Annotated in this window: 22 protein-coding genes and 2 riboswitches; of the genes, 12 read left to right on the forward strand and 10 right to left on the reverse strand. The window is 68.7% G+C overall.

Translation table 11 applies throughout. From position 1 onward, the window contains the following. The first annotated feature begins 24 nt into the window (after nt 1–24). Entirely contained in the window at nt 25–390 is a 366-nt protein-coding gene (locus tag ACOCMH_RS01160; protein ID WP_427307359.1) for a glyoxalase superfamily protein, read from the forward strand. A gap of 53 nt (nt 391–443) precedes the next feature. Here ACOCMH_RS01160 and ACOCMH_RS01165 read toward each other — a convergent pair whose 3' ends face one another. Next, nucleotides 444–1052, reverse strand: coding sequence for a glutathione S-transferase family protein (locus ACOCMH_RS01165; protein WP_427307360.1), 609 nt, complete (start codon nt 1050–1052; stop codon nt 444–446). A gap of 128 nt (nt 1053–1180) precedes the next feature. Between ACOCMH_RS01165 and ACOCMH_RS01170 the strand changes: the two genes are divergently transcribed. Genes ACOCMH_RS01170 through ACOCMH_RS01185 form a run of 4 tightly spaced genes read left to right on the forward strand, consistent with a single transcriptional unit; the run spans nt 1181 to nt 6140 of the window. Next, the gene (locus ACOCMH_RS01170; protein WP_427307361.1) at nt 1181–1924 is read left to right on the forward strand and encodes a DUF3348 domain-containing protein; all 744 of its coding nucleotides are present in this window, start codon (nt 1181–1183) and stop codon (nt 1922–1924) included. Nucleotides 1925–1934: 10 nt separating this feature from the next. Continuing rightward, nucleotides 1935–4811, forward strand: a complete 2877-nt coding sequence (locus ACOCMH_RS01175; protein ID WP_427307362.1) for a DUF802 domain-containing protein — start codon at nt 1935–1937, stop codon at nt 4809–4811. Continuing rightward, on the forward strand, nt 4808–5455 hold the full coding sequence (locus ACOCMH_RS01180) for an OmpA family protein (RefSeq protein WP_427307363.1): 648 nt from the start codon (nt 4808–4810) through the stop codon (nt 5453–5455). Before ACOCMH_RS01175 ends, ACOCMH_RS01180 begins: the two co-directional genes overlap by 4 nt. Beyond that, on the forward strand, nt 5448–6140 hold the full coding sequence (locus ACOCMH_RS01185) for a DUF2894 domain-containing protein (RefSeq protein WP_427307364.1): 693 nt from the start codon (nt 5448–5450) through the stop codon (nt 6138–6140). The genes ACOCMH_RS01180 and ACOCMH_RS01185 overlap by 8 nt, the downstream gene beginning before the upstream one ends. 20 nt (nt 6141–6160) lie before the next feature. Here the strand turns inward: ACOCMH_RS01185 and ACOCMH_RS01190 are convergent, their stop codons facing one another. Continuing rightward, nucleotides 6161–7174 (reverse strand): zinc-dependent alcohol dehydrogenase family protein, encoded by a 1014-nt coding sequence (locus ACOCMH_RS01190; RefSeq protein ID WP_427307365.1) that lies wholly within the window; start codon nt 7172–7174, stop codon nt 6161–6163. 90 nt (nt 7175–7264) lie between these two features. Here ACOCMH_RS01190 and ACOCMH_RS01195 point away from each other — a divergent pair, with 90 nt between their 5' ends. Further along, complete coding sequence (locus ACOCMH_RS01195; protein ID WP_427307366.1) at nt 7265–8185, forward strand: LysR family transcriptional regulator; 921 nt, start codon at nt 7265–7267, stop codon at nt 8183–8185. A gap of 27 nt (nt 8186–8212) precedes the next feature. On the opposite strand, the gene ACOCMH_RS01200 is transcribed toward ACOCMH_RS01195, so the two are convergent. Beyond that, the gene (locus ACOCMH_RS01200; RefSeq protein WP_427307367.1) at nt 8213–9064 is read right to left on the reverse strand and encodes an amidohydrolase family protein; all 852 of its coding nucleotides are present in this window, start codon (nt 9062–9064) and stop codon (nt 8213–8215) included. Nucleotides 9065–9166: 102 nt separating this feature from the next. Here ACOCMH_RS01200 and ACOCMH_RS01205 point away from each other — a divergent pair, with 102 nt between their 5' ends. From ACOCMH_RS01205 to ACOCMH_RS01215, 3 genes are all read left to right on the forward strand, one after another. Further along, the gene (locus ACOCMH_RS01205; protein WP_427307368.1) at nt 9167–9916 is read left to right on the forward strand and encodes a GntR family transcriptional regulator; all 750 of its coding nucleotides are present in this window, start codon (nt 9167–9169) and stop codon (nt 9914–9916) included. A gap of 26 nt (nt 9917–9942) precedes the next feature. Continuing rightward, nucleotides 9943–10917, forward strand: coding sequence for a tripartite tricarboxylate transporter substrate binding protein (locus ACOCMH_RS01210; RefSeq protein WP_427307369.1), 975 nt, complete (start codon nt 9943–9945; stop codon nt 10915–10917). Nucleotides 10918–10984: 67 nt separating this feature from the next. After that, nucleotides 10985–11968, forward strand: coding sequence for a Bug family tripartite tricarboxylate transporter substrate binding protein (locus ACOCMH_RS01215; RefSeq protein ID WP_427307370.1), 984 nt, complete (start codon nt 10985–10987; stop codon nt 11966–11968). Nucleotides 11969–11995: 27 nt separating this feature from the next. Here ACOCMH_RS01215 and ACOCMH_RS01220 read toward each other — a convergent pair whose 3' ends face one another. Continuing rightward, nucleotides 11996–13033: an MBL fold metallo-hydrolase gene (locus ACOCMH_RS01220; RefSeq protein ID WP_427307371.1), complete on the reverse strand. Its 1038-nt coding sequence runs from the start codon at nt 13031–13033 to the stop codon at nt 11996–11998. 29 nt (nt 13034–13062) lie between these two features. Continuing rightward, nucleotides 13063–14154, reverse strand: a complete 1092-nt coding sequence (locus tag ACOCMH_RS01225; protein WP_427307372.1) for a porin — start codon at nt 14152–14154, stop codon at nt 13063–13065. Between the two features lie 326 nt (nt 14155–14480). On the opposite strand from ACOCMH_RS01225, the gene ACOCMH_RS01230 reads away from it, so the two are divergent. Then, nucleotides 14481–14948 (forward strand): DUF3597 domain-containing protein, encoded by a 468-nt coding sequence (locus ACOCMH_RS01230; RefSeq protein ID WP_427307373.1) that lies wholly within the window; start codon nt 14481–14483, stop codon nt 14946–14948. 30 nt (nt 14949–14978) lie between these two features. Here the strand turns inward: ACOCMH_RS01230 and ACOCMH_RS01235 are convergent, their stop codons facing one another. The 3 genes from ACOCMH_RS01235 to ACOCMH_RS01245 are packed head-to-tail and all read right to left on the reverse strand — an operon-like array spanning nt 14979 to nt 18977. Then, nucleotides 14979–15488, reverse strand: coding sequence for a TlpA family protein disulfide reductase (locus tag ACOCMH_RS01235; protein ID WP_427307374.1), 510 nt, complete (start codon nt 15486–15488; stop codon nt 14979–14981). Then, nucleotides 15485–16738: a sialidase family protein gene (locus ACOCMH_RS01240; RefSeq protein ID WP_427307375.1), complete on the reverse strand. Its 1254-nt coding sequence runs from the start codon at nt 16736–16738 to the stop codon at nt 15485–15487. Before ACOCMH_RS01240 ends, ACOCMH_RS01235 begins: the two co-directional genes overlap by 4 nt. Before the next feature lie 4 nt (nt 16739–16742). Further along, on the reverse strand, nt 16743–18977 hold the full coding sequence (locus tag ACOCMH_RS01245) for a TonB-dependent receptor (protein ID WP_427307376.1): 2235 nt from the start codon (nt 18975–18977) through the stop codon (nt 16743–16745). A gap of 251 nt (nt 18978–19228) precedes the next feature. Next, nucleotides 19229–19327, forward strand: a riboswitch (glycine riboswitch). Then, a riboswitch (glycine riboswitch) is annotated at nt 19328–19447 on the forward strand. Between the two features lie 15 nt (nt 19448–19462). On the opposite strand from ACOCMH_RS01245, the gene ACOCMH_RS01250 reads away from it, so the two are divergent. Both ACOCMH_RS01250 and ACOCMH_RS01255 read left to right on the forward strand, forming a co-directional pair. Further along, a complete protein-coding gene (locus tag ACOCMH_RS01250) occupies nt 19463–20773 on the forward strand; it encodes a D-amino acid dehydrogenase (protein ID WP_427307377.1) in 1311 nt (436 codons plus the stop codon). Nucleotides 20774–21003: 230 nt separating this feature from the next. Then, the gene (locus tag ACOCMH_RS01255; RefSeq protein WP_427307378.1) at nt 21004–21852 is read left to right on the forward strand and encodes a class I SAM-dependent methyltransferase; all 849 of its coding nucleotides are present in this window, start codon (nt 21004–21006) and stop codon (nt 21850–21852) included. A gap of 277 nt (nt 21853–22129) precedes the next feature. Here ACOCMH_RS01255 and ACOCMH_RS01260 read toward each other — a convergent pair whose 3' ends face one another. Both ACOCMH_RS01260 and ACOCMH_RS01265 read right to left on the reverse strand, forming a co-directional pair. After that, nucleotides 22130–23158, reverse strand: a complete 1029-nt coding sequence (locus ACOCMH_RS01260) for a tripartite tricarboxylate transporter substrate binding protein (protein WP_427307379.1) — start codon at nt 23156–23158, stop codon at nt 22130–22132. Nucleotides 23159–23204: 46 nt separating this feature from the next. Then, on the reverse strand, nt 23205–25676 hold the full coding sequence (locus tag ACOCMH_RS01265) for a CoA transferase (protein ID WP_427307380.1): 2472 nt from the start codon (nt 25674–25676) through the stop codon (nt 23205–23207). Nucleotides 25677–25717: the final 41 nt, after the last annotated feature.

Here is a 25717-nt window from a genome sequence, read left to right on the forward strand (position 1 = left end):
GCGCCCCCCCCCGAACGGAACCCCATGGACCTGTCCGCCGGCATCCCCATCCTCCGCATCTTCTCGGTCGACAAGGCCAGGGAGTTCTATCTGGATTACCTCGGCTTCACGCTCGAGTGGGAGCATCGCTTCGAAGACGGGTTGCCGCTATACGCGCAGGTCAGGCGCGGCGGCCTGACGCTGCATCTCAGCGAACACCACGGCGACGCCACGCCGGGCTCGACCGTGTTCGTGCCAGTGACGGATATCGATGCGCTGCACCAGGAGCTGTCCGCCAGGAACTATCCGTACGCCCGGCCCGGTGTCGAAGATGTGGGCTGGGGCCGGATGCTGCAGGTGGCCGATCCGTTCGGGAACCGGCTGCGGTTTTGCCAGGTGGCGGAGGATTAGGCGGCCGTTCGAAGCCCGAATCCGCCAGCAACCCTCATGGCGCGCTGGGCCGCCTATGCGCAGGGCAATGCCTCGAATGCCGGTAGCCGCTCCAGCGCGGCGGTCAGCGCTGCCAGCGCCGGATGCGACGCCGGATCAACGGCGCCGGGCATCATGCATTGCGCGAAGGTCCAGGCCACCGCGGCGGTCAGTTCAGGCTGCCCGATCTCGGCTTCGCTGGCCGGGACCGGGCGCACGGCAAGCTCGGCTTCCAGCAAGGCAAAGGCGCTCTCGCGCTGGGCATCGACGCGGTCCAGCCACGGCTGGTGCAGCTTGCCGGCCGGACGCTGGCTGTGCTCGTAGAAGTTCTGCACCACCTTCTCGCAAGCCGCCAGCGCCAACCCGATGACGCGCAGCGCGGCCTGCCGGGACGCCGTATCGGCCGGCATCAGGCTGCGGCCCGCCAGCGACTCGGCATAGTCGATGATGAGCGTGGAGTCCATCAGCACGACGCCGTTGTCGCACACCAGCGAGGGGGCCTTGACCACGGGGTTGACGGCGCGGAAGCGCTCGACCTCCCGAAAGACGGACACGGACTCATGCGTGAACGGCAGGCCGAGCAGGCGTAGCGAGATCGCCGTGCGGCGGACATAGGGGGAGTCGAGCATGCCGACGAGTTTCATGGCGTGGCTCCGGTGTCGGGATGGGTCGCGGATGGGTTGGGACGGGATCCCCGCCATCATCCACCCGGCCCGCCGGCCGCGCCACTGCCCGGGACGTGTAAACTGCTGGATTTTTCGAATCCAGCGGAATGTTACAAGTGCCCCGGCGCACAGGCTTCAGCGGACCCACGCTGGTCCGCCTGCTGGCCCGCCTGGCTGAGGCCGATGCCCCCGCCCCTGCAAGCTCGCTTTCCAGCCAGCTGAGCCAATGGCTTGGCTGGGCGGATGCGATCGCGCTGTCGTCGGCGCTGAAGGCCCAGGCGCCCGCCTTGCCAACCGCGCCAAGTGCCGGCGGCGGCACCGAGGCGCAGGAATGCGCGCGCGTGCGCGCCCGATTGGCCGGCGCCATTGCGGAAGACGCCGCGCCAGCGGGCCGGCGGCGCGGGCCGCCGCGCCCGTCGGCGCTGCCCGACCCGGTCGATGCGCAGGTCGATTACGCGGTCCATCGCCAGCGCTACCTGACGCTGCAGCAGACCATGGAGAGCACCATCGGCAGCCTGCGCGCAAGCTTGCGCGCCGCGCTGTCGGCCCGCTCGCCCGCCCTGGCCAAGCTGGCCATGGTCGATGCGGTGATGGAGCGCGTGCTGGGCACGCGCGAGCAAAGCCTGCTTGGCGCGGTGCCGAATCTGCTGGAACCGCACTTCCAGCGCCTGCGCCAGGCCGAAGCCGCCGCGCTGGAGAACCCGGCGCAGGCAGCAGGACAACCCGCGGCGGTCCGCCCCGGCGCATGGCTGGGCGTGTTCCGCAAGGATATGCAGAGCGTGCTGCTCGCCGAACTCGAGATCCGCTGGCAGCCCGTCGAGGGCTTGCTGGCGGCGCTGCAAGACAGCTAACCCGGACATCATGACCCGATACCTCACCCATATTGTTGCGTTCCTGGCGGGCCTGGCGGTCGTCTGCTGGATTGGCGCGGGCTATGCCGGCACCAATTTCCTCGCGCTCGTCGTCACTTTGCTGATCGGCGGCTTCTACCTCGCGGGCGCGCTGGAACTGCAGCGCTACCGCCAGGCCACCGCCACGCTGGCCCAGGCGCTGGCCGGCCTGTCCGAAGCCCCGGCCAGCCTCGGCGGCTGGCTGGAACGCCTGCACCCGAGCCTGCGCGACAGCGTGCGGCTGCGCGTCGAAGGCGAGCGCATCGGCCTGCCCGGCCCTGCGCTGACGCCCTACCTGGTCGGCCTGCTGGTGCTGCTGGGCATGCTGGGCACCTTCCTGGGCATGGTGGCCACCTTGCGCGGCACTGGCATCGCGCTGGAAGGCGCCACCGACCTGCAGGCGATCCGCGCTTCGCTGGCGGCGCCGGTCAAGGGGCTGGGCTTTGCGTTCGGCACCTCGGTCGCGGGCGTGGCGACCTCGGCCATGCTGGGGCTGCTGTCGGCACTGTGCCGGCGCGAGCGCATCCAGGCCGCGCAGGCGCTCGATGGCCGCATCGCCACCACGCTGCGCAGCTATTCCCGCAGCCACCAGCGCGACGAAGCCCTGCGGCTGCTGCAGCGCCAGGCCGACGTGATGCCGGCGCTGGCCGAGCAGATGCAGGCCATGATGCGGGCCATGGCGCAACAAAATGAAGCCCTGGCCGAACGGCTGGCGGCCAGCCAGGACACCTTCCACGGCAAGACCGAGGCGGTCTATACGCGCCTGGCAGCGTCGGTCGAGCAATCGCTGAAGGACAGCATCGCCGACAGCGCCCGCGCCGCCGGCGCCGCGATCCAGCCGGCGGTGGACGCCACCATGGCCGGCCTGGCACGCGAGACCACGGCCCTGCGCGACACCGTCACGCAAGCGGTGCAACAGCACCTGGAGGGCGTCTCGAGCCGGTTCGACAACGCTACCGCCGGCGTCGCTGACACCTGGAACCGGGCGCTCGCCGGCCACCAGCGCACCAGCGAGGCGCTGGCGGCGGACCTGCGCACGTCGCTCGATGGCTTTAGCCAGACCTTCGAACAACGCTCGGCCAGCCTGCTGGACAATGTCGCGAGCCGCTTCGACGCCGTCGCGGCCAGCACCGCCGAGGCGTGGCGCGAGGCACTGTCGCACCAGCAGCAGGCCGGCGAAAAGCTGGCCGGCGACAACCAGCAAGCGCTGGCCGCCGCCGCCGCCGCGTTCGGCGAGCACGCCGCGGCGCTGGTGCGGACGGTGGACACTGCGCATGCCGGCCTGCAGGCGCAACTGGCCGCGCAGGACGCGCAGCGCCTGTCGGCCTGGGCCGACACGCTCGGCGGCATGACCGCCACGCTGCGCCAGCAGCTGGAACAACTGAACGCGCACACCGTCAGCCGCCACGACGAAATCAGCGCCACGCTGGCGCAGAACGTGCGCGAGATCTCGGCGCAGACGCAGGCGCATGCCAGCAGCACGCTGGCGGAGATCGACCGCCTGGTGCAGGCCGCATCGGACGCGCCGAAGGCCGCGGTCGCGCTGCAGGCAGAGCTGGCGTCGCGCGATGCCGAGCGCTTTGCCGCGTGGACCGAGACGCTCGGCAGCATGACCGCAACGCTGCGCCAGGAATGGCAGCAACTGAACGCGCAGACCGTCGCCCGCCAGGACGAAATCAGCGCCGCGCTGGCGCAGAACGTGCGCGAGATCTCGGCGCAGACGCAGGCGCATGCCAGCCGCACGCTCGCGGAGATCGACCGCCTGGTGCAGGCGGCCGCGGAAGCGCCAAAGGCCGCGGTCGCGCTGCAGGCGGAACTGGCTGAGCGCGATGAAGCGCGCTTTGCCGGCTGGACCGAAACCCTCGGCGGCATCGCCGCGACGCTGCGCCAGCAGTGGGAGCAGTCGAGCACGCACGCCGCCGCCCGCCAGCAGGAAGTCTGCGAGGCGCTGGCACAGACCGCGCGCGTGATCGCGGCCGAGACCCAGGCGCACGCCAGCACCACCCTCGCCGAGATCGACCGCCTGGTCCAGGCCGCGGCCGAGGCACCGAAGGCCGCCACCGCCTTGCAGGCGGAGCTGGTGGCGCAGGACGCGCAACGCCTGGCGGCCTGGACCGATACGCTGGGCGGCATGGCGGCGTCGCTGCGCCAGGAATGGGAACAGGCCAGCACGCACGCCACCGCGCGCCAGCAGCAGATCTGCGAAACGCTGGCCGTGACCGCGCGCGACATGGCGGCCCATGCCGAGACCCAGGCCACCGGCACCATTGCCGAGGTTTCGCGCCTGCTGCAGGCCGCGGGCGAAGCGCCGCGGGCCGCGGCCGAGGTTATCGCCGAGCTGCGCGAGAGGCTGACCGAGGGCATGGCGCGCGACCACGCCATGCTGGAAGAACGCAGCCGCATGATGGAAACGCTGGGCACGCTGCTTGACGCCGTGAACCATGCCTCCACCGAGCAGCGCACCGCGGTCGACACGCTGGTCGCCACCACCGCTGACCTGCTCGAGCGCGTCGGCACCCGCTTTACCGACAAGGTCGAGTCCGAGACCGGCAAGCTCACCGACATCGCCGCGCAGGTCACCGGCAGCGCGGTCGAGGTGGCCAGCCTGGGCGAAGCCTTCGGCGTGGCGGTGCAGCTGTTCAGCGAATCGAACGGCAAGCTGATCGACCACCTGCAGCGCATCGAGGCCGCGCTGGACAAGTCGATGACGCGCAGCGACGAGCAACTGGCCTACTACGTGGCGCAGGCGCGCGAGGTGGTCGACCTGAGCATGCTGTCGCAGAAGCAGATCCTGGAAAACCTGCAGCTGCGCACAACTCCGCAGGCACCCAGCGCAGAGGCGGCATGAGAGAAGAACTCGACGCCGGCGTTGAGCCCACCGTGCCGGCCTGGGCGGTCTTCGGCGACCTGATGTCGGTGCTGCTGGGCGCGTTCGTGCTGGTCCTGCTCGGGGTCATCGGCGTGCAGATGGAGCTGTCGGCGCGGCTCGAAGCCGAAGTGAAGCAGCGGCAAGAGGAAGCCCAGCGCCGCGAGACTCTGGAAAAGGCGCTGGCCGGGCCGCTCGCCGCCGGCCGCGTGACGCTGGTGAACGGACGCATCGGCATCAGCGGCAGCGTGCTGTTCGCACTGAATTCCGCCGAGCTGCAGCCCGAGGGCCGCGACCTGCTCAAGAGCCTGGCGCAGCCGCTGTCGGCCTACCTGCGCAGCCGCGACGAGATCCTGATGGTCAGCGGCTTTACCGACGACCAGCTGGTGCGCGAGGGCAACCGGCGCTTTGCCGACAACTGGGAGCTGTCGGCGCAGCGCGCGCTGACCGTGACCCGCACGCTGATCGATGCGGGCATCCCGCCCTCGTCGGTGTTCTCGGCCGCGTTCGGCTCGCAACAGCCGGTGACCCCGAATGCCGATGCCGCGGGCCGCGCCAAGAACCGCCGCGTGGAAATCTCGCCGGTGCCGCGCGTGACCACCGGCACGGTGAAGGCGCATGGCTGACCTCGACGCGGCGGCCAGGGTCCGCGCGCAACTGGACGACTGGCAGGCCAGCGGCGCGGACCGCGCCGACCCCGTGCGCTTCCGCCTGATGCAGGCACTGGCCCGCCGTGCGGCCGGACACGGCGGCGCGGCGCGGCGCCTGCTGGAGGCGCGCCTCCAGGGCTTGGTCGCCGCCTATGCCGCCGTCGTGCAGGGCAATGCCGATAGCGTTGGCGAAGCCATGGGCCAGCACGCGCCGCCCGGGCCGGCGCCGGCGCAAACCGCCAGCGCTCTTGGCGCCCTGGTGCATGACCTCGCCGCCCGCGCCAGGCCGGCCATCGCGGCGGCCCCGGACGCTGCGCGCCGGCTTTCGCCCGCACCGGCGCAAGCCGCGCCGCCGGCCACGCCGCTGGTCGACACCCTCGCTGACTACTTCCGCGAGACCTGGGCCCGGGTCAGCGTCGAGCAGCAGTTCCGCCAGTCGCTGGAACGCGTGCCGGAAAACGCCGGGCCGCTCAATACCGACCACCTCGTGCACCGCTCGCTGTCGCTGATGCGCGAGACCTCGCCGGAATACCTGCGGCATTTCCTGTCGTACGTCGAGGGCATGGCGTGGCTGGAGCAGCTGGGCGCCGCGGCAGCGGCGCAAAAGGAAGCGGCCCGTGCCGCCGCCAGGAAAAGCCAGCGCGGCAAGGCCCGCAAATAGCAGCCCGCCCGCCTGCGGCCTCAGCGCAGCCGCACCACCACCTTGCCAAACGCGCCGCGCTCGAGGTGATCGAGCGCCGCCGGCAGCTGCGCAAAACCATACTCGCATTCGACCACGGGACGCAGTTCCAGCCAGTCGACGGCGCGTACCAGGTCTTGCAGCGCGCGCCGGTGCGACACCCCGATGCCCTGCACGGTCACGCGGCCGTGCAGCACCGGATAGACATTGGCGCGCAGCTCATCGCCCTGCAGGTTGCCGATCACCGAGATCCGGCCGCCCTGCGCCAGCGCGGCCAGCGAGCGGCCGAAGTTGTCGCCGCCCGCCAGTTCCAGCACATGGTCGGCGCCGCGGCCGCCGCTCAGCTCGCGCACCGCGGCGGGCCAGTCGGGTGTGCGGCCGCGATGGATGCCATGCGCCGCGCCCAGCGCCTGGGCGCGTACCAGCTTGTCGTCGCTGCCCGACACCACGATCACGCGCGCGCCTTGGGCCCGCGCAATCTGCACTGCAAACAAGGCCACGCCGCCGGTACCGATCACCACCACGGTATCGCCGGGCCGCGTCACCGTGGCCTCGGCCAGGGCCTGCCACGCCGTCAGGCCGGCGCAGGTCAGCGTACTGGCCTGCGCGGCGTCGAGCGTGCGCGGCGCCGCGACCAGCGCATCCCCGGCCAGCACCACGTATTCCGACAGCATGCCGGGGCCCGGCACGCCCAGCGGCTTGCTGTGGCGCGGCTGCACGCCATCGAGCCAGCCGGTGAAGAAGGTGCTGATCACGGCGTCGCCCGGCGCAAGCTCATCCACGCCATCGCCGGTGGCCACGACTTCGCCGCGCATGTCCGACCCCGGCACCAGCGGCGGCTGCACCGGCATTCCCATGCCGTCCCGAATGACCAGCAGGTCGCGGTAGTTCAGGGCCACCGCCTGCACCCGTATCAGCACTTCGCCAGGTCCGGGCGTGGGCACCGGCGCATCGACGCGGTGCAGGTTGTCGCGGCCGAACGCCGAGAGTTGCCAGCGTTGCATGGAGGAAGTCATGGAAGCTCCAGTAGGGAATTACGGTGAACCCACTATACTGATTCCCCTGTAGATCCATTGGGCAATCGAATTCATTCCTGTGTAGCCTCCATGGAACCAATAACCCACGACCGGCTGGCCGGCATCACGGCCTTCGTGGCCGCGGCGCAGGCCGGCAGCTTTGCCCTGGCGGCGGCCCGCCTGGGCCTGACGCGCTCGGCTGTCGGCAAGGCCATCGCGCGGCTGGAAGCGCGCGTCGGCGTCCGCCTGTTCGTGCGCACCACACGCAGCCTGGCCCTGACCGATGACGGCCAGGCGTTCTACGAACGCTGCGCCCAGGCGCTGGAAGACCTGGATGCCGCGCAGCACATGCTGGAAGCGGGGCGCGGCGCCGTCGCGGGCCGCGTGCGCGTGAGCGCTCCGGTGGTGTTCGGCCGCCATCATGTGGCGCCCCTGCTGCTGGAGCTGGCGGACCGTCATCCGCAGCTGCGGCTGGAAGGCAATTTCACCGACCGGCTGGTGGACTTTGCCGACGACGGCATCGACCTGGCGATCCGCAGCGGCCGCCTGCCGGACAGCGATACGCTGGTGGCACGGCCGCTGGGCACGCAGGCCATGGTGTTGTGCGCGGCCCCCGACTACCTTCGCCGTCACGGCACACCGGCCAGCATTGGCGGGCTGGCCTCGCACCGGTGCCTAGTCTACCTGCACGGCAGCCAGGCGGTACCCTGGTCGCTGGCCGGCGCTGACGGCAATACGGTGCAGCCCGGCCTGTCGCACTGGATCGGCTTCGACGATATCGACACCCTCGCCATGGCCGCGCTCCGTGGTGCCGGCGTGGCCAACCTGCCGCTATGGCTGGTGCGCGCGCCACTGCAACAAGGCACGCTGGCGCGCGTGCTGCCGCACGCCTCGGTCAGCCGCACGCCGATGCACCTGGTATGGCCGCGCACGCGTTTCCTACCCTCCAAGCTGCGGGTCACGATCGATCTGCTGGTGGCGGCGCTGCCTGCGGTGCTGGCGCTGGATTGATGCCGGCGGCGTGGCGATGTAAGACCGCTACGCCGCCACGGCAAACCCGTACAGCGCCGCGGCGTTGCGCCAGCGCAGCGCGGCGGACAACGCCGCACCCGCCGCCTCGCCATCGCCGGCCGGCCCTTGCCACGCGGCCAGCGTGCGGCACTCGTCCAGCCGGACCGGCCCCTCGTGGTTGGTCCATGGCCAGTCGCTGCCCCACAGCAGGCGATCGTCGCCGACGATTTCGCGCCATGCCTGCGCCAGCGCGGGCCAGTCGTGCGGTGATGGCAGCCGGTATGGCGCACTGATCTTCACCCACACCGGGCGGCGCGCCCGCACGGCCGCGGCAACCCCGAAGATGGCATCGGCGATGCCGGCGCTGCCAGGGCGGCCAAAGTGGTCCAGCACCACCGGCGTGCCGGCATCGCCAAGGGCCGCGTCGAGCCGCGCCAGCACCATGCCGCCGTCACCGTTGTGGGTATGGAGTTCGACATGCCAGCCCAGCGCATCGATCCTGCGGAACAGCCCGCGCCAGGGCGCGGTGGCAATGCGCTGCCAGTCCGGATCGCCGTACAGGTTGAGGCGAATCCCGCGCACGCCGGCGGCCTGCAGCGTTTCCAGTTGCGGGTCGGTCACCGAGGGGTCGACCACCGCCACGCCGCGCAGGCGTTCGGGCCAGGCCTGCAGCGCGGCCAGCAGCGTCGAGTTGTCGGTGCCCAGAAAGCTGGTTTGCACCACCACCCCATACAGGTCTCCCAAGCCGCCCAGCGTGGCCCGCCAGTCTTCCAGTCCGGCGGCATAAGCGGGCCGGTAGCGGGCCGACGGCATGGCAGCACCGTTATCGAAGACGTGGAAGTGGGTATCCACCAGCGGCAAAGCGTGCCGGCTCATCATCAGCCCTCCGTGGGGCGGGTATATCCGGATATGGCGTCCGGACCCGCGTCAGTATTCTAGTCCTCTAGAGGACATGAGCAATCAATTTAGCACGGCTTCGGCATGCCAGACAACGCGCTGCACCAGACCACTCCCGCCGCCGCGGGCCTGAGCCGCTACGGCCAGATTGCGGCGGCACTGCAAGCCCGGATCGTTTCCGGCGACTGGACACCAGGCAGTGCCATCCCGGCCGAGGGGGCGCTGGCCAGGGAATTCGGCATTGCGCTGGGCACCATCCGCCAGGCCATTGCCGTGCTGGTCCAGCAAGGCCTGCTGGAGCGCGTGCAGGGCAAGGGCACCTTTGTGCGCAAGGGACTGAGCGGCGCCAGCCTGATGCGGTTTTTCCGCTTCGGCCGGTCCGATGGCGCGCCCGTGGTGCCGCGCTCCGAAATCCTGTCGTGCCGCGCGGTGAGGCTGGACCAGGCCATGGCTGCGCGCTTCGGCCTGGCAAGCGGCGCGCGCGGGCTGGCGATCTCGCGCCGCCGCTGGCTGGACGATACGCCGCGGCTGCTGGAATCGATCTGGCTGCCGCTGCCGCGCTGCGAAGCGCTGCAACAGCTGCCGCGGGCGCAGTGGGGCGACCTGCTCTACCCGCTGCTGGGCAGCGCCTGCGGCGTCACGGTCCATCGCGCCGTCGACGAAGTGACCTTCCGCACGCTGGCGGCGGACGAGGCCGGATTGCTGGCGCTGCCCGATGCGCATCCGTGCGCGGTCGTCACGCGCTACGCCTTCGACCTGGCCGGCCAGTGCATCGAATACCGGCTCACGCGCGGCGACGCCTTTGCCTTTCGCTATACCGCTGACGTCCGCTAACGGACCGTCCCCACGGAGACAGAATCATGCACGCACGCCACGCGATCGCTGCCACGGCCATGATCGCCACCCTCACGCCGGCGCAGGCCGCCGACCCTGCCGCAACGTGGCCGGCACGCCCCCTCACCATCGTGGTGACCTACCCCCCGGGTGGCGGCGCGGACCTGATGGCACGCTTGATTGCCCCGGCTCTCGGGCGCGAGCTAGGGCAGACCGTGGTGGTCGAGAACCGGCCCGGCGCCGGCGGGCAGATCGGCGCCGCCTATGTCGCCAAGGCCGCGCCGGATGGCTACACGCTGATGATCGATGCCTCGTCGTATGCCGTGAACCCGAGCCTTTATCCGCGCCTGCCCTACGACCCGGACAAGGCCTTCCGGGCGCTCGGCGTGCTGGCGCGCTATCCCAACGTGCTGGTGGCCACCGCGAGCTTTCCGGCGGGCAAGGTCAGCGATGTCGTGGCCATGGCCAAACAGAAGCCGGGCTCGGTCGCCTTTGCGTCGTCAGGCAACGGCTCGGCGCAGCATCTGGCGGGCGTGCTGTTCGAGCAGCGTGCCGGCGTCGACCTGCTGCACGTGCCGTACAAGGGCGGCGGCCCCGCCATGACCGATGTCATCGCCGGCCAGGTGCCGCTGTTCTTCGCCAACGTGGCCTCGAGCCTGCAGCACATCCAGGCCGGCAAGCTCAAGCCGCTGGCGGTGACCAGCCGGGCGCGCACGCCGGCGCTGCCGGCCGTGCCGACCATGCAGGAAGCCGGCGTGGGCAGCTACGAGGTCTATGAATGGAACGCGGCCTTCGTCCCCGCCACGACACCGGAGCCGGTCGCCACGAAGCTTGCCGATGCGCTGCAGAAGGTCATGACCAGCGCCCAGATCCGGCAACGGGTGGCCGAACTCGGCGGCGAAGTGGTGGCGGCGCCGCCGGCTCAAGCGCGCCAGTTCATCGACGGGCAGGCGCGGCTCTGGGCCAAGGTCATCCGCGACGGCAACATCAAACCCGAGTAACGCCCGCGCTACCCACTATCGCCCGTGGCTCGCCATGGCCCGGCTACCGCAATTCCAGGAGACAAGCATGACCAATCCCTTTCGCCGCCAACTGCTCAAGGCCGGCGCCGCGCTCGGCGCGTACGCGCTGGCGCCCACCCTCGCCCGCGCCCAGGCCTGGCCCGCCAAGCCGATCCGGCTGGTGGTGCCGTTCGCGCCGGGCGGCAGTTCGGAGATCGTTGCGCGCTCGACCGCGGCGGAGCTGACCAAGCTGCTGGGCGTGTCGGTGTTCGTCGAGAACAAGCCCGGCGCCGCCGGCAATATCGCGATGGGCGAAGTTGCGCGCGCCGATGACAACCACACGCTGATCCTCGGCCATATCGGCACGCTCGCGGTCAATCCCTTCATCTTCCCGAAGCTGCCGTACGACCCCGTCAAGGACTTCCGCGCGATCTCGCTGCTGTCCAAGGTGCCGAGCCTGTACGTGGTCCATCCCGACGTGCCGGCGAAGAACCTGAAGGAATTCGTCGCGCTCGCCAAAGGCAAGCCCGGCAAGCTCAACTATGGTTCAGCGGGCAACGGCAGTGCCGGCCACCTCGCCTTTGAATACCTGAAGGCCGCCACCGGCACCTTCATCACCCACGTGCCGTACCGCGGCAGCGGCCCGCAGATCACCGACCTGCTGTCCGGCCGCCTGGACGCCGCCGCGGTCGGCGCGCCCGCGATCCTGCAATTCATCAAGGCCGGCAAGGTGCGCTGCATCGCCACCGGCACGACCCAGCGCATTGCGCAGTTGCCTGACGTCCCCACGGTGGCGGAGCAAGGCTATCCCGGCTTCGAGATGACGCAGTGGTACGGCCTGCTGGCGCCGGCCTCGCTGCCACAGGCGGCCGCCGACAAGCTGGCGGACGCCACCATGAAGGCAGTGAAGAGCCAGAGCTCGGTCGAACGCCTGAGCGCGGACGCGGCCATCGTGGTGGGCGGCACGCCGGCGGAATTCTCGCGCTTCATCGCGCAGGAGCAGCAGCGCTGGAAGCCGATCATTGCGCGCGCCGGGATCAAGCCGGACTGATCGTATCGGCCAGCGCCGCCCCGTGGCTCAGGGCTTTTCCTGCCACACCGCGATGCCGCCCGCGGTGCCGGCACGGCCATCCAGGCCGATTTCCACGCGGGTCAGGTCTTCGCCGACCAGCAGTTCACCGGCGTAGGTCTTGCGCACCCGCTCGACGATCTGCCCCACGGTGGCATCGCCGTTCAGGCCGATGTGGCTGAACACCGCCAGCTTGGGCGCAGCGGCCTGGAACACCCGCGCGGCATCCTCGGGCGAAGACAGATGGTCGTAGATGGCGCGGTACGCGGGGGTGGACGCCAGCAGCGCATCCGGGATCAGCGTGACGCAATGCACCAGCACGTCCGCATTGCGGGCCTGCGCCACCACGGCGGGACTGAAGCGGGTATCGCCCGACAACACCACCGAACGACCACGATAGTCGATGCGATAGCCATACGACGGGCGGATGTTGTCGCCGTGGTCGTTCTCGAACGCGGTCACGCGCACGCCGTCCTTTTCATAGACGACGCCGGGCGCCACGTCGTGGGCATCGATGGTGATGCCGGTGAGCGCGCTGCCCTCGTCCTTGTGCCGGATCGCGATATCGGCGGCAAAGGCCTGGCGCAGGCCATCCGCCAGCGCGCGCGTGCCCGCCGGCCCATACAGCGCCATGGGCCGGTCGCGACGGCCATAGGGCGGCCGCAGCCAGCCGGTCAGCCACAGGTCGGGCAGGCCCACCAGGTGGTCGGAATGGAAGTGCGTGAGGAAATGCGCATCGACGCTGCCCAGCGGAATCCGCAGCTGCCACAGGCGCACCGATACGTTGCGGCCGAAATCGAACACCAGCTTCTGGCCACCGGCCTCCACCAGCGTGCTGTAGCCGGCGCGGGTTGGCGACGGCACCGGCGTGCCGGTGCCAAGCAGCGTCACGCGGAAATGGTCGGCGCGATCGGCATCGCCTGCGCGGCCCGGCACCGCCGAGGGTGTGACAGCCACCGGCGCCGTGGCGGGCGCGGCGGCCGAGAGCGCTGAAGCGCAGACCAGGACGATGCCGGTCAGCATCGACAGCGAGCGGGATGGTTTCATCGTTCTACCTCTTGAATGGCCGCAACGGCTCAGAAGATCTGCTTGATACCAAGCATGACACCGGCCTGGTTGCCGCCGGGCGCGGGATTGCCGCCGGGGCTGCCTCCGCTGACCGACAGTGCCGACTGGCCGCGATTGTCGATATAACCCGCGGTGGCATAGACCGAGGTGCGCTTCGAGAACGCATAGGTGCCGCGGATCGCGCCCAGCCAGGCCCGGTTCGCGCTGTGCCGGTAACGCAGGTAATAGAGTTCGCCGGCAAGGTTGAATGCGGGCGTGAGGTCATGCGAGGCCCCCGCGAACCACAGATCGCTGCGCGGCGCGGCGCTCGCCTGGTTGTTGCGCGACAGCAGGCCGAGGCCCAGCTTGGTCCGCTGCAGCAGCATGTAGCCGCCCAGCGAGAAGCGATCGTCCGTCAGGCTGCTGCGGGTCAGGCCGCCAAACGCGCCCGGTCCGCCGCGCAGCGAATCGTAGGCCGCGCTCACCCCCCACCAGCCGGTCTCGTACATCAGCATGGCGGACCATTCGCGGCAGGCCCTGGCGTCCGCCGGGTTCTCGCCCGCGCAGTTGGTGCCGGCCGGTCCGGGGCCGGCATTGACGGCATCGCGGCCCAGGCTGTACGTCGCGCCGACGGTGACCCCGCCGAACTTGCCCTTGTACGACACCGCGTTGTCGGCACGCGTGTTGGGGATATAGCTGTCGATCGAGCCGACGCCATAGACGTTGGAGGTCAGGATGTCGGTATCCAGCCTGGCCCAGAACAGCATGGTGTACTGGCGGCCGAACCCGACCTGCCCCCAGGGGCCGCTCAGCCCGACGAAGGCCTGGCGCCCGAACAGGCGCGCGCCCTGGTTCGAAACGCCCGAGTCAGGCGCAAACCCCGATTCCAGCACGAACACGCTCTTCAACCCGTTGCCCAGGTCCTCGCTGCCGCGCAAGCCCCAGCGTGACGGCACGGTCGCCGCCAGCGACGGCTGGCGCACCAGGGTATCGGCCGCCGCGCCGACGTGGTTCAGGTATTCCACGCCGGTATCGATGACGCCGTAGAGGGTCACGGACTGCGCTGCCGCCACCAGCGGCAGCGCTGCGGCGAGTGCGGGAGCGAATATGCGGAATTTCACGATGTCTCTCCTTGCCGGCCACACCAGCCCTCGCATTGGCCCTGTGGGTCGCGTGTTCATATTTGAACATCTGTTTCTTTATTGAACCAATAGGCGCGAATGATAGCGCTACGGGCAATGCCGGCAGAGTGGGGAAACTACCAATCCGGAAACAGGGCAAGGCATGCGGCACGCAGCCAATACCGGCGGCTGAAGCGTGGAAGCCCGTGCCGATACACGCACCATTTACAAACGGCGTGTGCTAACCGCGCGGCAGCAACGCGCAGCAACGGTGGCCCGGAACCTGCAAGGGCTTGCTGCCACGATCCACCTTTCAGGAGCCCGCCATGAGCATCTTCAAGGACATCCTCAACAAGCTGCTGGGCAAGCACAAGCCCGCTGCCACCACCACCGCGGGCACACCCGCCGCCGGGTCGCCGACTTCGGCCGGCGCGCCGGCCGGCACCGCGCCAACCTCCGGCACCGGCACGGCGCCCGCCGGCGGCAACGTCCAGGGCACGACGGGTGCGCCCGCCGGAGCGCAAGCCGCGCCGCTGTCAGGCGTCGATGTCGAGGCCATCATGGACCGGTTGGTGCAAGAGAGCGGGCAGACGCTGAACTGGCGCACGTCCATTGTCGATGCGATGAAGGCGCTTGGCATCGACAGCAGCCTGGAACACCGCAAGGAACTCGCGCGCGAGCTGCACTACAGCGGCGACATGAACGATTCCGCCGCGATGAACGTCTGGCTGCACAAGCGCCTGATGCAGGAACTGGCCGCCAACGGCGGCAAGCTGCCCAAGGAACTGTCCTGAAATGCGGCGCCGGGCTGGCGACGCGGCGGTTCAGCCCGCGATGCCGGCCCAGCGCAGATGCCGGTCCCAGTCGTTGTCGCTGATCACGCCGGACACGCCCTGTCGCTGGCCATCGGCACGATAGAAGTAGGTGCGCGGCATCTCGCCCATCCAGTCGGGGTCGACCGCATAGCGCAGCCGCTCCTGCGGCTCATGCCCGAACACCCACGCATTGCGCGTAAGGCTGACGCGCTGGAGCACCTGCCGCACTTGCGGCAGGGCGTCGGCGCTGTCCGTCGACAGCGTGACGACGCGCAGCGCCGGATGGCGTGCACGCAGCTTGCCGAGGGCGTCGAAGTTGCGCTTGCAATAGACGCAATCCAGCGACCACACCACCAGCACGAAGGGCTTGCCGCCCTGGCTGGCGGCGAGGCGCGCGGCATTGGCCGAATCGAACACCGCGACACGGTCGGCGGCCGGACCGGCGGCATGGGCCGTGCCGGACAGCAGCGCCAATGTTGCAACGGCGGCGGCGAGCAGTTGGCGGCGCGATCGCATCATGCGCCCTCCTGCCCGAGCGCGAATACACGGAAGCCCTCGGCCTCCGTGCGCCATAGCACGTAGGCGCGGCCGGCGTGCTGCAGCAGGTGCGGCTGGTCGGAATCACGCTCGGTACCGGCCAGCTTGCGCGTCTGCCAGGTCTTGCCGCCGTCGTGCGACAGCATGGCGGCGAGCCGCGTTTGCTGGCCGTCGAACGATTTCCACACCACCGCGATGTCGTTGTCGTTCAGCGCGACGATATCGGCATGCTGCGCGCGCGCATCCTCCAGCGGACGTTGCGATTGCAGCTTGCCGTCGCGCCAGCGCCCCACCGACACCGTCGGCTTGTCTTCGCGCACGCTGAACCACACCATGTGCACGGTGCCGTCGGGCGCCACCGAAGCCCCAGAGCCGTGGTGCGGGCACGCGTCGATGCGCCAGTCGTCGAAGGTGGCGCGCTGCATCGGCGTGGCCTTGCCGTCGGCGCCCAGCAGCGCCAGCGCGTGGTCGCGCGCGTTGGGCGGGAACACATGGCGCCACACCGCCAGCATGCGGCCATCCGGCGTGGGCGACAACACGATGCGGCAGCATTCGCACGACTGGTCGGCGATCTTGTAGTCGCCCTGGAAACTCTTGCCATGATCGGACGACACGGCGTAGTAGATCGCGGCGCCGGCATACGGCTGCTTGCGCGCCTCGGCGGCGGCCACGTCGCGCTTGTCGATCCAGCTGACAAAGACGCGCCCGGCCGGATCCACCGCGATGGCGTCGAAGCGATGCGCGATCTGGTCGCGGTTGGCATGCACCGTCAGCGGTTCGGCAAAGGTGTTGCCGCCGTCGGTGGAGCGCGCAAAGCGGATAAAGCCCGTCCACGGCGTGGGCAGCGGCTGGGTCCAGGTGACGTAGATCTCGCCATCGCGCCCGGCGGCCACCTTGGGGCGGCTTTCATGATCGGCGGCGACCAGCTCCGGCGTGCCGTTGACATGCCGCGCCGGGCCGAAGCTGCGGCCGTAGTCCGTCGACGACCGCACGGCAACATGGGGACCGTCCTTGTAGGCAATCCACAGCTTGCCGTCGCGGTCGAAGGCGGCGCCGGTGCCCAGTTCGCTCGTCTTCACGGCCCTGGCCTGGCCCCCATGGCCGGCATGATTGCCGTGCGTCTGCGCGGTCGCGCTGGCGGCGGCCGCCACCGCGACGCAGGCGACCAGCCCGGCAAGGATGACGCGGACGGCGGGACGGGTGCCTGGCAGGGTGGAAGTCAGCGTGTTCACGGGCTCAGAAGGAAAGTTTTGCCTCGGCGTAGAACGTCCGGCCCGGGTACGGGTGGTAGACGTAATAGCGCTGGTCGGTGAGGTTGTCGATGCCAAGCCCGAGCCGCACATTGCGCGCGGGCTTGTAGGTCACCTTGACGTCGAAGGTCAGGAAGCTGCTGGTGCCGCCAAAGGTATCGGGATTGGTGTCCGAATTGTCGAGCGTATTGTACTGCCGGCCCGAATAGGTCATGGCCAGCGTGCCGGCCCACGCCGGCGCGAAACGATAGGTGCCCGCCAGGTTGGCGCGCCACTTCGGGATGCGGTAGAAATACTTGCCCACCGAGGCCGGGTTGTTGGCATTCTCCAGCGTCTTCGAATGGTTGTAGGCGCCGCTGGCCGACAGGTCGAAGCCGCTCACCAGCACGTCGCGCCCGTCATAGGCCAGCTCGATGCCGCGCGTGCGCACCCGCTCCACGTTCTGGAAGCTGGTGACGGTGGGGAATACCGTGGTGTTGGTCTGGCTGACCAGCGCATCGCGGATATCGTCCTCGTACAGCGAGACCCGGAAGTTCGAGGCATCGACCGTGCGCTCGAAGGTCAGGTCCTTCGAGAACGAGCGCTCGGGCCGCAGGGTGGGGTCATTGTTGATCAGCGCCGTGCCAGTGATGCGGCCCTGGAACAGCTCGCTGACGGTCGGGTAGCGATAGGCCTGGCCCAGCGACAACCGGCCCAGCCAGTCCTGCCCGAACGCCTTCTCCAGCGTCAGCTTGGGTGACCAGTTGGATTCGCTGCGCACGGGATAGCCGACCGCCACGCCCGGCTGGCTGCGGCTGCCGTCATAGGCGCGCCAGTGCTCGTAGCGCACGCCGGGAATCAGCTTCCAGTCCTCGGCAAAGTACCAGGCGTCCTGCGCAAAGAGCGCCTGGGTCTCGGTCTTGCCGGCGAAGGCGTTGTTGAACGCGGTGATGGTGGCCGCGCGCCAGTCAGAGGTGTCGTAGCTGGTGTTGCTCAGCCGGTAGTTGTCATAGTGGTAGCCGACCGTGACCCAATGCCCGCCCTGCAACCGCTGCGGGCGGTAGTCGGCCTTCAGGTCGAGCGTGCGCCAGCCGGTGCCATCGCCATAGGTCACCGTTCCCGGTCCGTTGCCGGCGGTGCCGGCGCTGCGGCTCACGTCCTTGCTGACATCGAACAGCGAGGCCACGCCCGAGAAGTTCCAGCCGGTCTGATTGCGCGTGCGCAGCGACAGCCCGTAGAGCCAGCGCGCGTCCTCGCCGTTGCCCGGCGCGAAGGCGTTGGCAGGAATCACATACTGGTAGCCGCCGATATTCACCGGCCCGCCCGAGACCACGTTGCCGTTGGCATCGCGCAGGTAGCTGCCGGTGGAATTGGAGCGGTCCTGCTGCCAGTAGGCGGCGGTGAACTGGGCCTGCAGCGTGCTGGTGATGTCGTAGCCGAGCTTGAGCTTGAGCTGGTCTTGCACCGTGTGCGTGATGCCTTCGCTGTTCACGCCCATCACCACGCGATCGCGGCCGCTCTGGTCCCGGTCGAAATAGGCGCCCGAGACCGGGATGTCCGCCGCGCCCGCTGGTCGCGTCGAGCGCGACGCGGTATAGAAGCTCAGCGGCTGGCTCTTGCTGTCCTGCCGGTCCACGCTGACCAGCCACGAGAACGCGCCGACGCGGTCGCCCACATAGGCGTTGGCATGCACGCCGTTGAAGTTGTCATGGGTGCCATAGAGGCCGAAACGCTGCGCAAACAGCTGCACGCCGGCATCGCCCTCGAACTTCTCCGGCGTGCGCGTGGTGATCAGCACCGTCGCGCCCAGCGAGTTGCCGGGATACAGCGCCGAATACGGGCCGTACAGCACGTCCATGCGCTCGATCTCGGCGGCATTGACCAGCGACCAGCGCGGCGGGAAGCTGAAATCCGAACCCAGCAGGTTGGACAGCAGCAGGCCGTCCGCATAGACCAGCCCGCGCGCCGACTGGCGCGAACTGGTGCTGCGCACCGAGATGATCGAATTCATATCGCCGATAAAGCGCTTGCGCACGGCGAGGTTGGGCGCGTATTTGAGCGCGTCTTCCGTATTGACCACGTTGAAGTCGGCCATGCGGGTGCTGCGGATGCCGTAGGCGGGCGCGGGCGTGTTGGGCGGGATCGCCGGTGTTTCGCCGGACTCCGATTTGGCCGAGACCACCACCTCCTGCAGCGGCTCGGGCGCATCCACGGCCTGGGCGACCGCAACGGGGGGCCCCATCAGCACCGCCGAAACCGCGAGCGCAATGCGATTTTTCTTCACTGGAAACCTTGTTGTCGTCTTTTTGGCTCGCTGTCCTGCGCAGCATCAGGCGCCTCCCGCGCCTCCCCGATAGCGAGCGCTGACATTTTATGGGGCGAGGCGATTGGCGCCGATGCGACATAGCGACGCGGGCCGCCGGCAATCTCAGCGTTAACCCGCATACCCAATGCACGGCCTTGTCACTACATTGCCCCGACTGGCATCCAGCCAGCGTGATGCAGGGAGAGACCGTCGCGGCGCCCGCCGCGCACGGCGCCGAAGGAGCAACCGCCCCGGAAACTCTCAGGCAAAAGGACCGGCATCACCCGTCAGTGCACTCTGAAGAATGCCGGACGCCATCGTCAGCCCGGCATACCGAAGGAGCAAGCGCGCCCCGCCCCCGCGGCCAGGCGTCGTGAATCTCTCAGGTCCAGAACAGAGGGGGCGTCCTTCACGCATGTTGCGTGCGGACTCCTACCCTCAGACGTTCCTGGATCCTGCAGATCATGAAAACGATCGCTGTCATCGGCGGTGGCATCACCGGTGTTACCACGGCCTACGCGCTGGCCCGGCGCGGATTCTCCGTCACGCTGTTCGAACGGCACCGCTATGCCGCCATGGAGACCTCGTTCGCCAACGGCGGGCAACTCTCCGCCTCCAATGCCGAGGTCTGGACCCACTGGTCCACCCTCGTCAAGGGCATCAAATGGATGCTGCGCAATGATGCGCCGCTGCTGGTCAATCCCCGGCCCAGCTGGCACAAGCTGTCATGGTTCGCCGAGTTCATCGCGTCGATTCCCCACTACCGCCGCAACACCATCGAAACCGCGCGCCTGGCCATCGCCGCGCGCGAGCACCTGTTTGCCTGGGCGGCGCAGGAAGGCATCGACTTCGACCTGAAGCGGGCCGGCATCCTCCATATCTATCGCGACCGGGCCGGCTTCGAGCATGCCGGCCGGGTCTCCGCGCTGCTGGCGCGAGGCGGCCTGGAGCGGCGCGCGGTGACGCCCGGGGAGATGCGGGCGATCGAGCCGACGCTGGCAGGCTCCTACTATGGCGGCTACTTCACCGAGAGCGATTCCACCGGCGACATCCACAAGTTCACCAGCGGCCTCGCCGCCGCCATTGCGCGCCTGGGCGTGCGCTGCCTGTACGGCCAGGACGTGCGCGCGGTGAAAACGGACGGACGGCATGCCACCGTCACCGTGCAGGACGACAACGACACCGCCAGTTCCACCTTCGACGGCGCCGTGATCTGCGCCGGCACCGCCAGCCGCGCGCTGGCCGCCGGGCTGGGCGACCGCGTCAATATCTATCCGGTCAAGGGCTATTCGATCACCGTCAACCTGACCGATGACGCCAGCCGCGCCGCGGCACCGGTGGTCAGCCTGCTAGACGACGAAACCAAGCTGGTAACCAGCCGCCTGGGCGACGACCGCTTCCGCGTTGCCGGCACCGCCGAGTTCAACGGCACCAACCGCGATATCCGCGCCGACCGCATCCGCCCGCTGGTGGACTGGGTGCAGCAGTGCTTCCCCGGCGTCAGCACGCGCAGCGTGGTGCCGTGGGCCGGGCTGCGGCCAATGATGCCCGACATGCTGCCGCGCGTGGGGCGCGGTCGCGCGGCCTGCATCTTCTACAACACCGGCCATGGACACCTGGGGTGGACCTTGTCGGCGGTGACGGCGGACATGGTGGCGGGCGTTGTGGACCAGGCACTGGGAACGGCGCCGGCGGTAGTGCCGGGCGCTGCCATGGCGGCGGGCGGGATCTGATGATGCGAAGGTAGAGGGTCAGGGCAAGACCGGAGCCGAACAAATGGCCACTCAGCCGTTGGATTCGTTCAGGAAGGCACTCACTCACCCGCGCAGTCTCCAATTGTGCGCAGAATGAAAGCCTTCTGCGTGGAGGCCAACCAACGGGCGCTGCACGACAGGACCCACACGATCGCTTGCGCAATACAATGCTCCTGTACAAACGGCGGTGGGTCCTGAGGAGCGTACAGATGACCGACAGCAGGGTGAAATCCAATCTTCGCAATACGTGGGAATCGGCAGCACCCGGCTGGGCGAAGTGGGAGCATGTGTTCGCCACCAATCTTTCGGGCGCCACGGACACGCTCATGGATATGGCCGGTATCCGGCCGGGTATGCGCGTTCTCGATCTCGCTTGCGGTGCCGGGAGCCAGAGCATCCAGGCAGCAATGCGAGTGGGTGCCGACGGCGAAGTGGTTGCCTGTGATTTATCGGGCACCATGCTGGAGCATGTCCGCCGAAATGCCGCGCGTGCCGGTCTTCAGAATATCGAAACACTGGAATGCGCCGCAGACGAATTGGACGAGACATTGGCGCCGTTCGACGCGGCGATGTGCCGCTTGGGATTGATGCTTTTTCCGTCACCTGGTGAGGCCTTGATAGCTGTCCAACGCGCACTCAAGCCTGGCGCGCGTTTCGCGGCGCTGGTCTTCACGACGCCGGCCAACAATCCCTTCATGGCTCAGCCGATGGCGATCCTTCTACGCCACGCAGGCAAGTCTCCTCCCGCGCCCGGACAACCTGGAATCTTCGCACTGGGAGGCGATGGCGTGATGGAACGCCTGATGAACGACAGCGGTCTTGGCGATGTGAAAACACAACACGTTCGAGCGCAACTCGCCTTGCCGAGCGCGTCCGATGCTCTGCAACTGATGCAGGAAGCCGCCGGGGCATACCGGGCTGTGATAGCCGACCTCGACGTCGCGGCGAGATTGAAGGCCTGGAACGATGTTTATGAATGCCTAAAGCAGTTTGACGCCGGTGATGGCTTCAAGACCGAGCTTGAACTCATCATCGGGTCGGGCGCCAGGCCAGGATAGTTTCAACAGGCCGATGCAGATCGGGAGAAAGTTTGAGTCCTGTCCGCGCTACCGAGTTTGCAGGGGTGAGCGAATGACGGCTCAACAACGATGGACGGCCGTTCCAGACACGAAGACTTGATTGACGGCGAAGGGTCGGTCGTTCTACGACGGTAAAACTCACCAGCCCGCGCCAGGCCAGTCGGCCGCATACTGGCCGCCCGGCGCTATCAATCAACCTCCGCCAAAGTGCACATTCCCCACAGACTTCGCAACGCTCGCCGCGCCGTCTGCCGCCTTAATCCAGCGTGATCGCTTCGCGCTGGATCACCGCCGTCCAATTGCCCTCCTCCTTTGCCACGCGCTTCGCGAAATTGGCCGGATCGATCATCACGACATCGCCTTGCTGGCCCAGCGCGGTCTTCGCCTTGCTGTCCTCGAGCAGCCCCTGCGCGACCGAATGAAGCTTCTGGACGATCTGCGGCGGCGTGCCGGCCGGTACCAGCATGCCGATCCAGAAGGTCACGTCGAAGGGCGAGATGCCAAGCTCCTCGAGCGTTGGCACCTCCGGCAACTGCGCCATGCGCTTCGGAGCGCTGACGGCGAGGGGCTTCAGCTTGCCCGCTTTGATCTGCGGCAGCGCGGTCCAGGTGTCGAAGGCGGTATCCAGCTCACCGCTGATCACGGCCAGTTGCGCCTGGGCCGCGGACTTGTAGGGAATGTGCGTGGTCTTGATTCTGGTCCGGTTGTTCAGCATGGCAAAACTGAGATGCGCAATATTGCCCGGCCCGGCGGATCCATAGCTGACCTTGCCAGGATGCTGCGTCGCGTAGCGCACGAGCTCGGGCACCGAGCCGACCGCGTTTTTCTGCGACCATTCAGGATTGGTGACGAGGATGAAGGGCGCCTCCAGGACCAGCGTGACCGGCGTGAAGTCCTTTGGCGAGTAGGTGCCCTTCTTGTAGATCTGCGGGTTGATGGTGATGCTGCTGGAGTTGGTGACCAGCAAGGTATAGCCGTCGGGCGCCGCCCTGGCGGCCTCGCCAACGCCGATCAGTCCGTTCGCGCCAGCCTTGTTTTCCACCACCACAGGCTGGCCGAGAGACTTGGTCAGGCGCTCCGAAAGCACCCGGGCCACGGTATCCGTGAACGATCCCGCCGGAAAGGGAACAATCATCCGGATCGGCTTGTTAGGCCAGCCGGTATTCTGGGCCGCGGCCGGCGCGGCCATCGTCGTGGCCAGGAGGCCAAGCGCGGCTGCCGCCATGCTGAGTTTGCCGGCCTTTGCGCCTGCCTGGCACCGCTGGATCCATGTCGATTTGTTCATGTCGTCTCCGTATCGTAATAGTCGTGTTTCTGAATACTTGCAGGGCTTATGGCATCTGCCTTGCCTGCTTTGGTTTCGCGACGGTGCCGGTGATGCCCTGTTGTTCCAGGCTTGCGATCTGGTCCGCGCTGAGCCCGAGCACGCCGCGCAGCACCGCTTCGGTGTGTTCGCCCAGCGTCGGCGCGAGATGGCGGATGGGCACGGGGTCCGGCCCGGTCCTGAACCATGCGGTGCTGGATGTGTAGGTGCCGACGTGGGCGCGCTCGACCTGGCGCCAGAACCCGCGCGCGCGCAGGTGGGGGTCCCGCAGCACCTGCGACATGGGCCGCACCACGCCGGCAGCGATCCCGGCCTGTTGCAGCTGCTGCATTGCCGCGTCGGCGTCGCGAACCACGCACCAGGACTTGATCGCCTGTTCGATCATGGCCTCCCCGGCGCGCCGTCCCGAGGCCTGCGCCAGCCGGGGATCCGCCGCGAGGTCCGCCCGGCCGATCGCCCGGCACAGCGCGGGCCAGTCCGCGTCGGTCACCGTCAGCACGATCCACGCATCGTCGCCGGCGCAACGGAAGCAGCCATGCGGGCAATGCATCGGATGGCGATTGCCCTGCCGCGGCGACACGCCGCCGGTGACGGATTGCTCCAGCATGAACGGTGCGGCCATCGGCAACATGGCCTCTACCTGCGACAGGTTGATGTGCCGACCCTGCGCCGTCGCTTGTTGGGCAAACAACGCAAGCAGAATCGCCGCGCCGCCGTTCAGGCCGCCGACCGGATCGCCATAGGCGTACGACGTCATGGCCGGCGGACCATCCGGGTGACCCGTGTATAGCGGCAGCCCGCTGGCCTGCTCGAGCGTGCCGCCGTACGCTCGGGTATTGCTCCACGCGTTGCCGAGCCCGAAGGCCGGCATCGACAGCATCACCAGCCGTTCGTTCCTGGCGCGCAGGGCTTCGTAGTCCAGCCCGAGCTTGGGCAGGACCTCGGCGGAATAATTCTCGATGACCGCGTCGGCACCTTCGACCAGCTGCAGCAGCAGCTGCTTGCCTTCGGGCCGTGTCAGGTCCAGCGTGATGCCCAGCTTGTTGCGGTTCATCAGGTTGAAGTTCGAGTTCTTCTCGTACAGCCTGTCCCGATAGAACGCCTCGGTGAAATTGGCGCCGCGCCACCAGTCGGGATAGCCGGTGCTCTCGACCTTGATGATCTCCGCGCCAAAGTCGGCCAGCGTCCGCGCCGCCAGCGGCCCGGCCCAGCCCATCGTCAGGTCGATCACGCGCATGCCCTGGAGCGGCAGGTGCTCGCCGGCCGTTCGCATCAGCGCCAGGCGCGGGCGATGGTCCAGTCCCGCGGTGCGGTAGTGCAGGTCATGCGCGCCCTTTGCCGGCGCCTTGCCGCCGGGCAGGGGCCCCGCCGCATCGAGGCGCAGCGGCACCACCGGGCCTTCGAACGTAGCGCCGCCCACGCCGACCGGCACGAAGGCACCGCGCTGCCGGTGCACTTCCTGGCCAAGCAGGGTCTCCATGGTCGGCACGATCACGGCCGGATGCTTCTGCCCGCCCAGGATCTCGAACCACTGGCGGGCCGTGCGCGTCAGGAACGCAGGCATCAGCAGCGCGTCGATCTCGTCCGCACGTTCCATCCGTTCCGGCCCGCTTGCGTAGCGTGGATCGCTGCCGAGGTCGGGACGACCGATGGCCTCGCACAGGCCCTTCCACTGCGGCAGGGTGTGCGTAAAGATGCCGATCCAACCTTCGGCTGTCTGGTAGATCCCGGCCGGATGCGTGCCGCAGAACCGGTTGACGCCAAGGCGCCGCAGCGGATGGCGCTGGTCCTGCACCATGCCCGCTTCCATCTCGACCACGCCGAAGACCGCTTCGTGGGCGCTCAGCACATAGCGGCGGCTGCCCTGGCCGCTTCCGATCAGCGCCGCGACGGCGGCCGAGAATGCGCTCAGCCCGACCACGATCGCCGACTGCACGTCGTGCGGCATGTGCGGCGGCCCATCCGCGGGGCCGCTGCCGTGCACGGCGCCGGCAAGCCCGCGACACACGGCTTCGGCGCCGGCGTAATGGCTGTACGGCCCGCTCTCGCCGAACCAGGTGAGTGCCACCTCGATCGGCTCGTGACGTGGCGTGTGATCGGCCGCCTGCCGCCAGACCGGCGTGCCGAGAATGCCCGGGCCTTCAGCCAGCGCACGGGCGTCCAGCACCACGTCGCACGTCAGCGCCAGCTGTGCCAGCCACGCGCCGTCCTCGGCGTTTCGGTCATCGGCGGTAACGCTGCGCTTGTTGGTGTTCAGCCACGCAAACAGCGCGCTTTCCGGTTGCGCGGCGCCTGGTGCGCTGACCAGCGGCGGCATGCGCCGCCACGCGTCGCCCGCCGGGCTCTCCACCTTGATGACTTCGGCGCCGAAGTCGGAAAACAGCTTGCCCGCATACGCCAGCGCGGGGCCGCTGCCGACCTCCAGCACGCGCAAGCCGCCCAGCGCCAGCTGCGCCGGGTCAAACCCATGCTTCGTCATGGAAACCTCTTGGCTCTGTGTAGGGATTCGCCGGGTACGGC

Origin of the sequence: Cupriavidus sp. H39, from assembly GCF_050271075.1 — a bacterium.
GTDB lineage: Bacteria > Pseudomonadota > Gammaproteobacteria > Burkholderiales > Burkholderiaceae > Cupriavidus > Cupriavidus necator_B.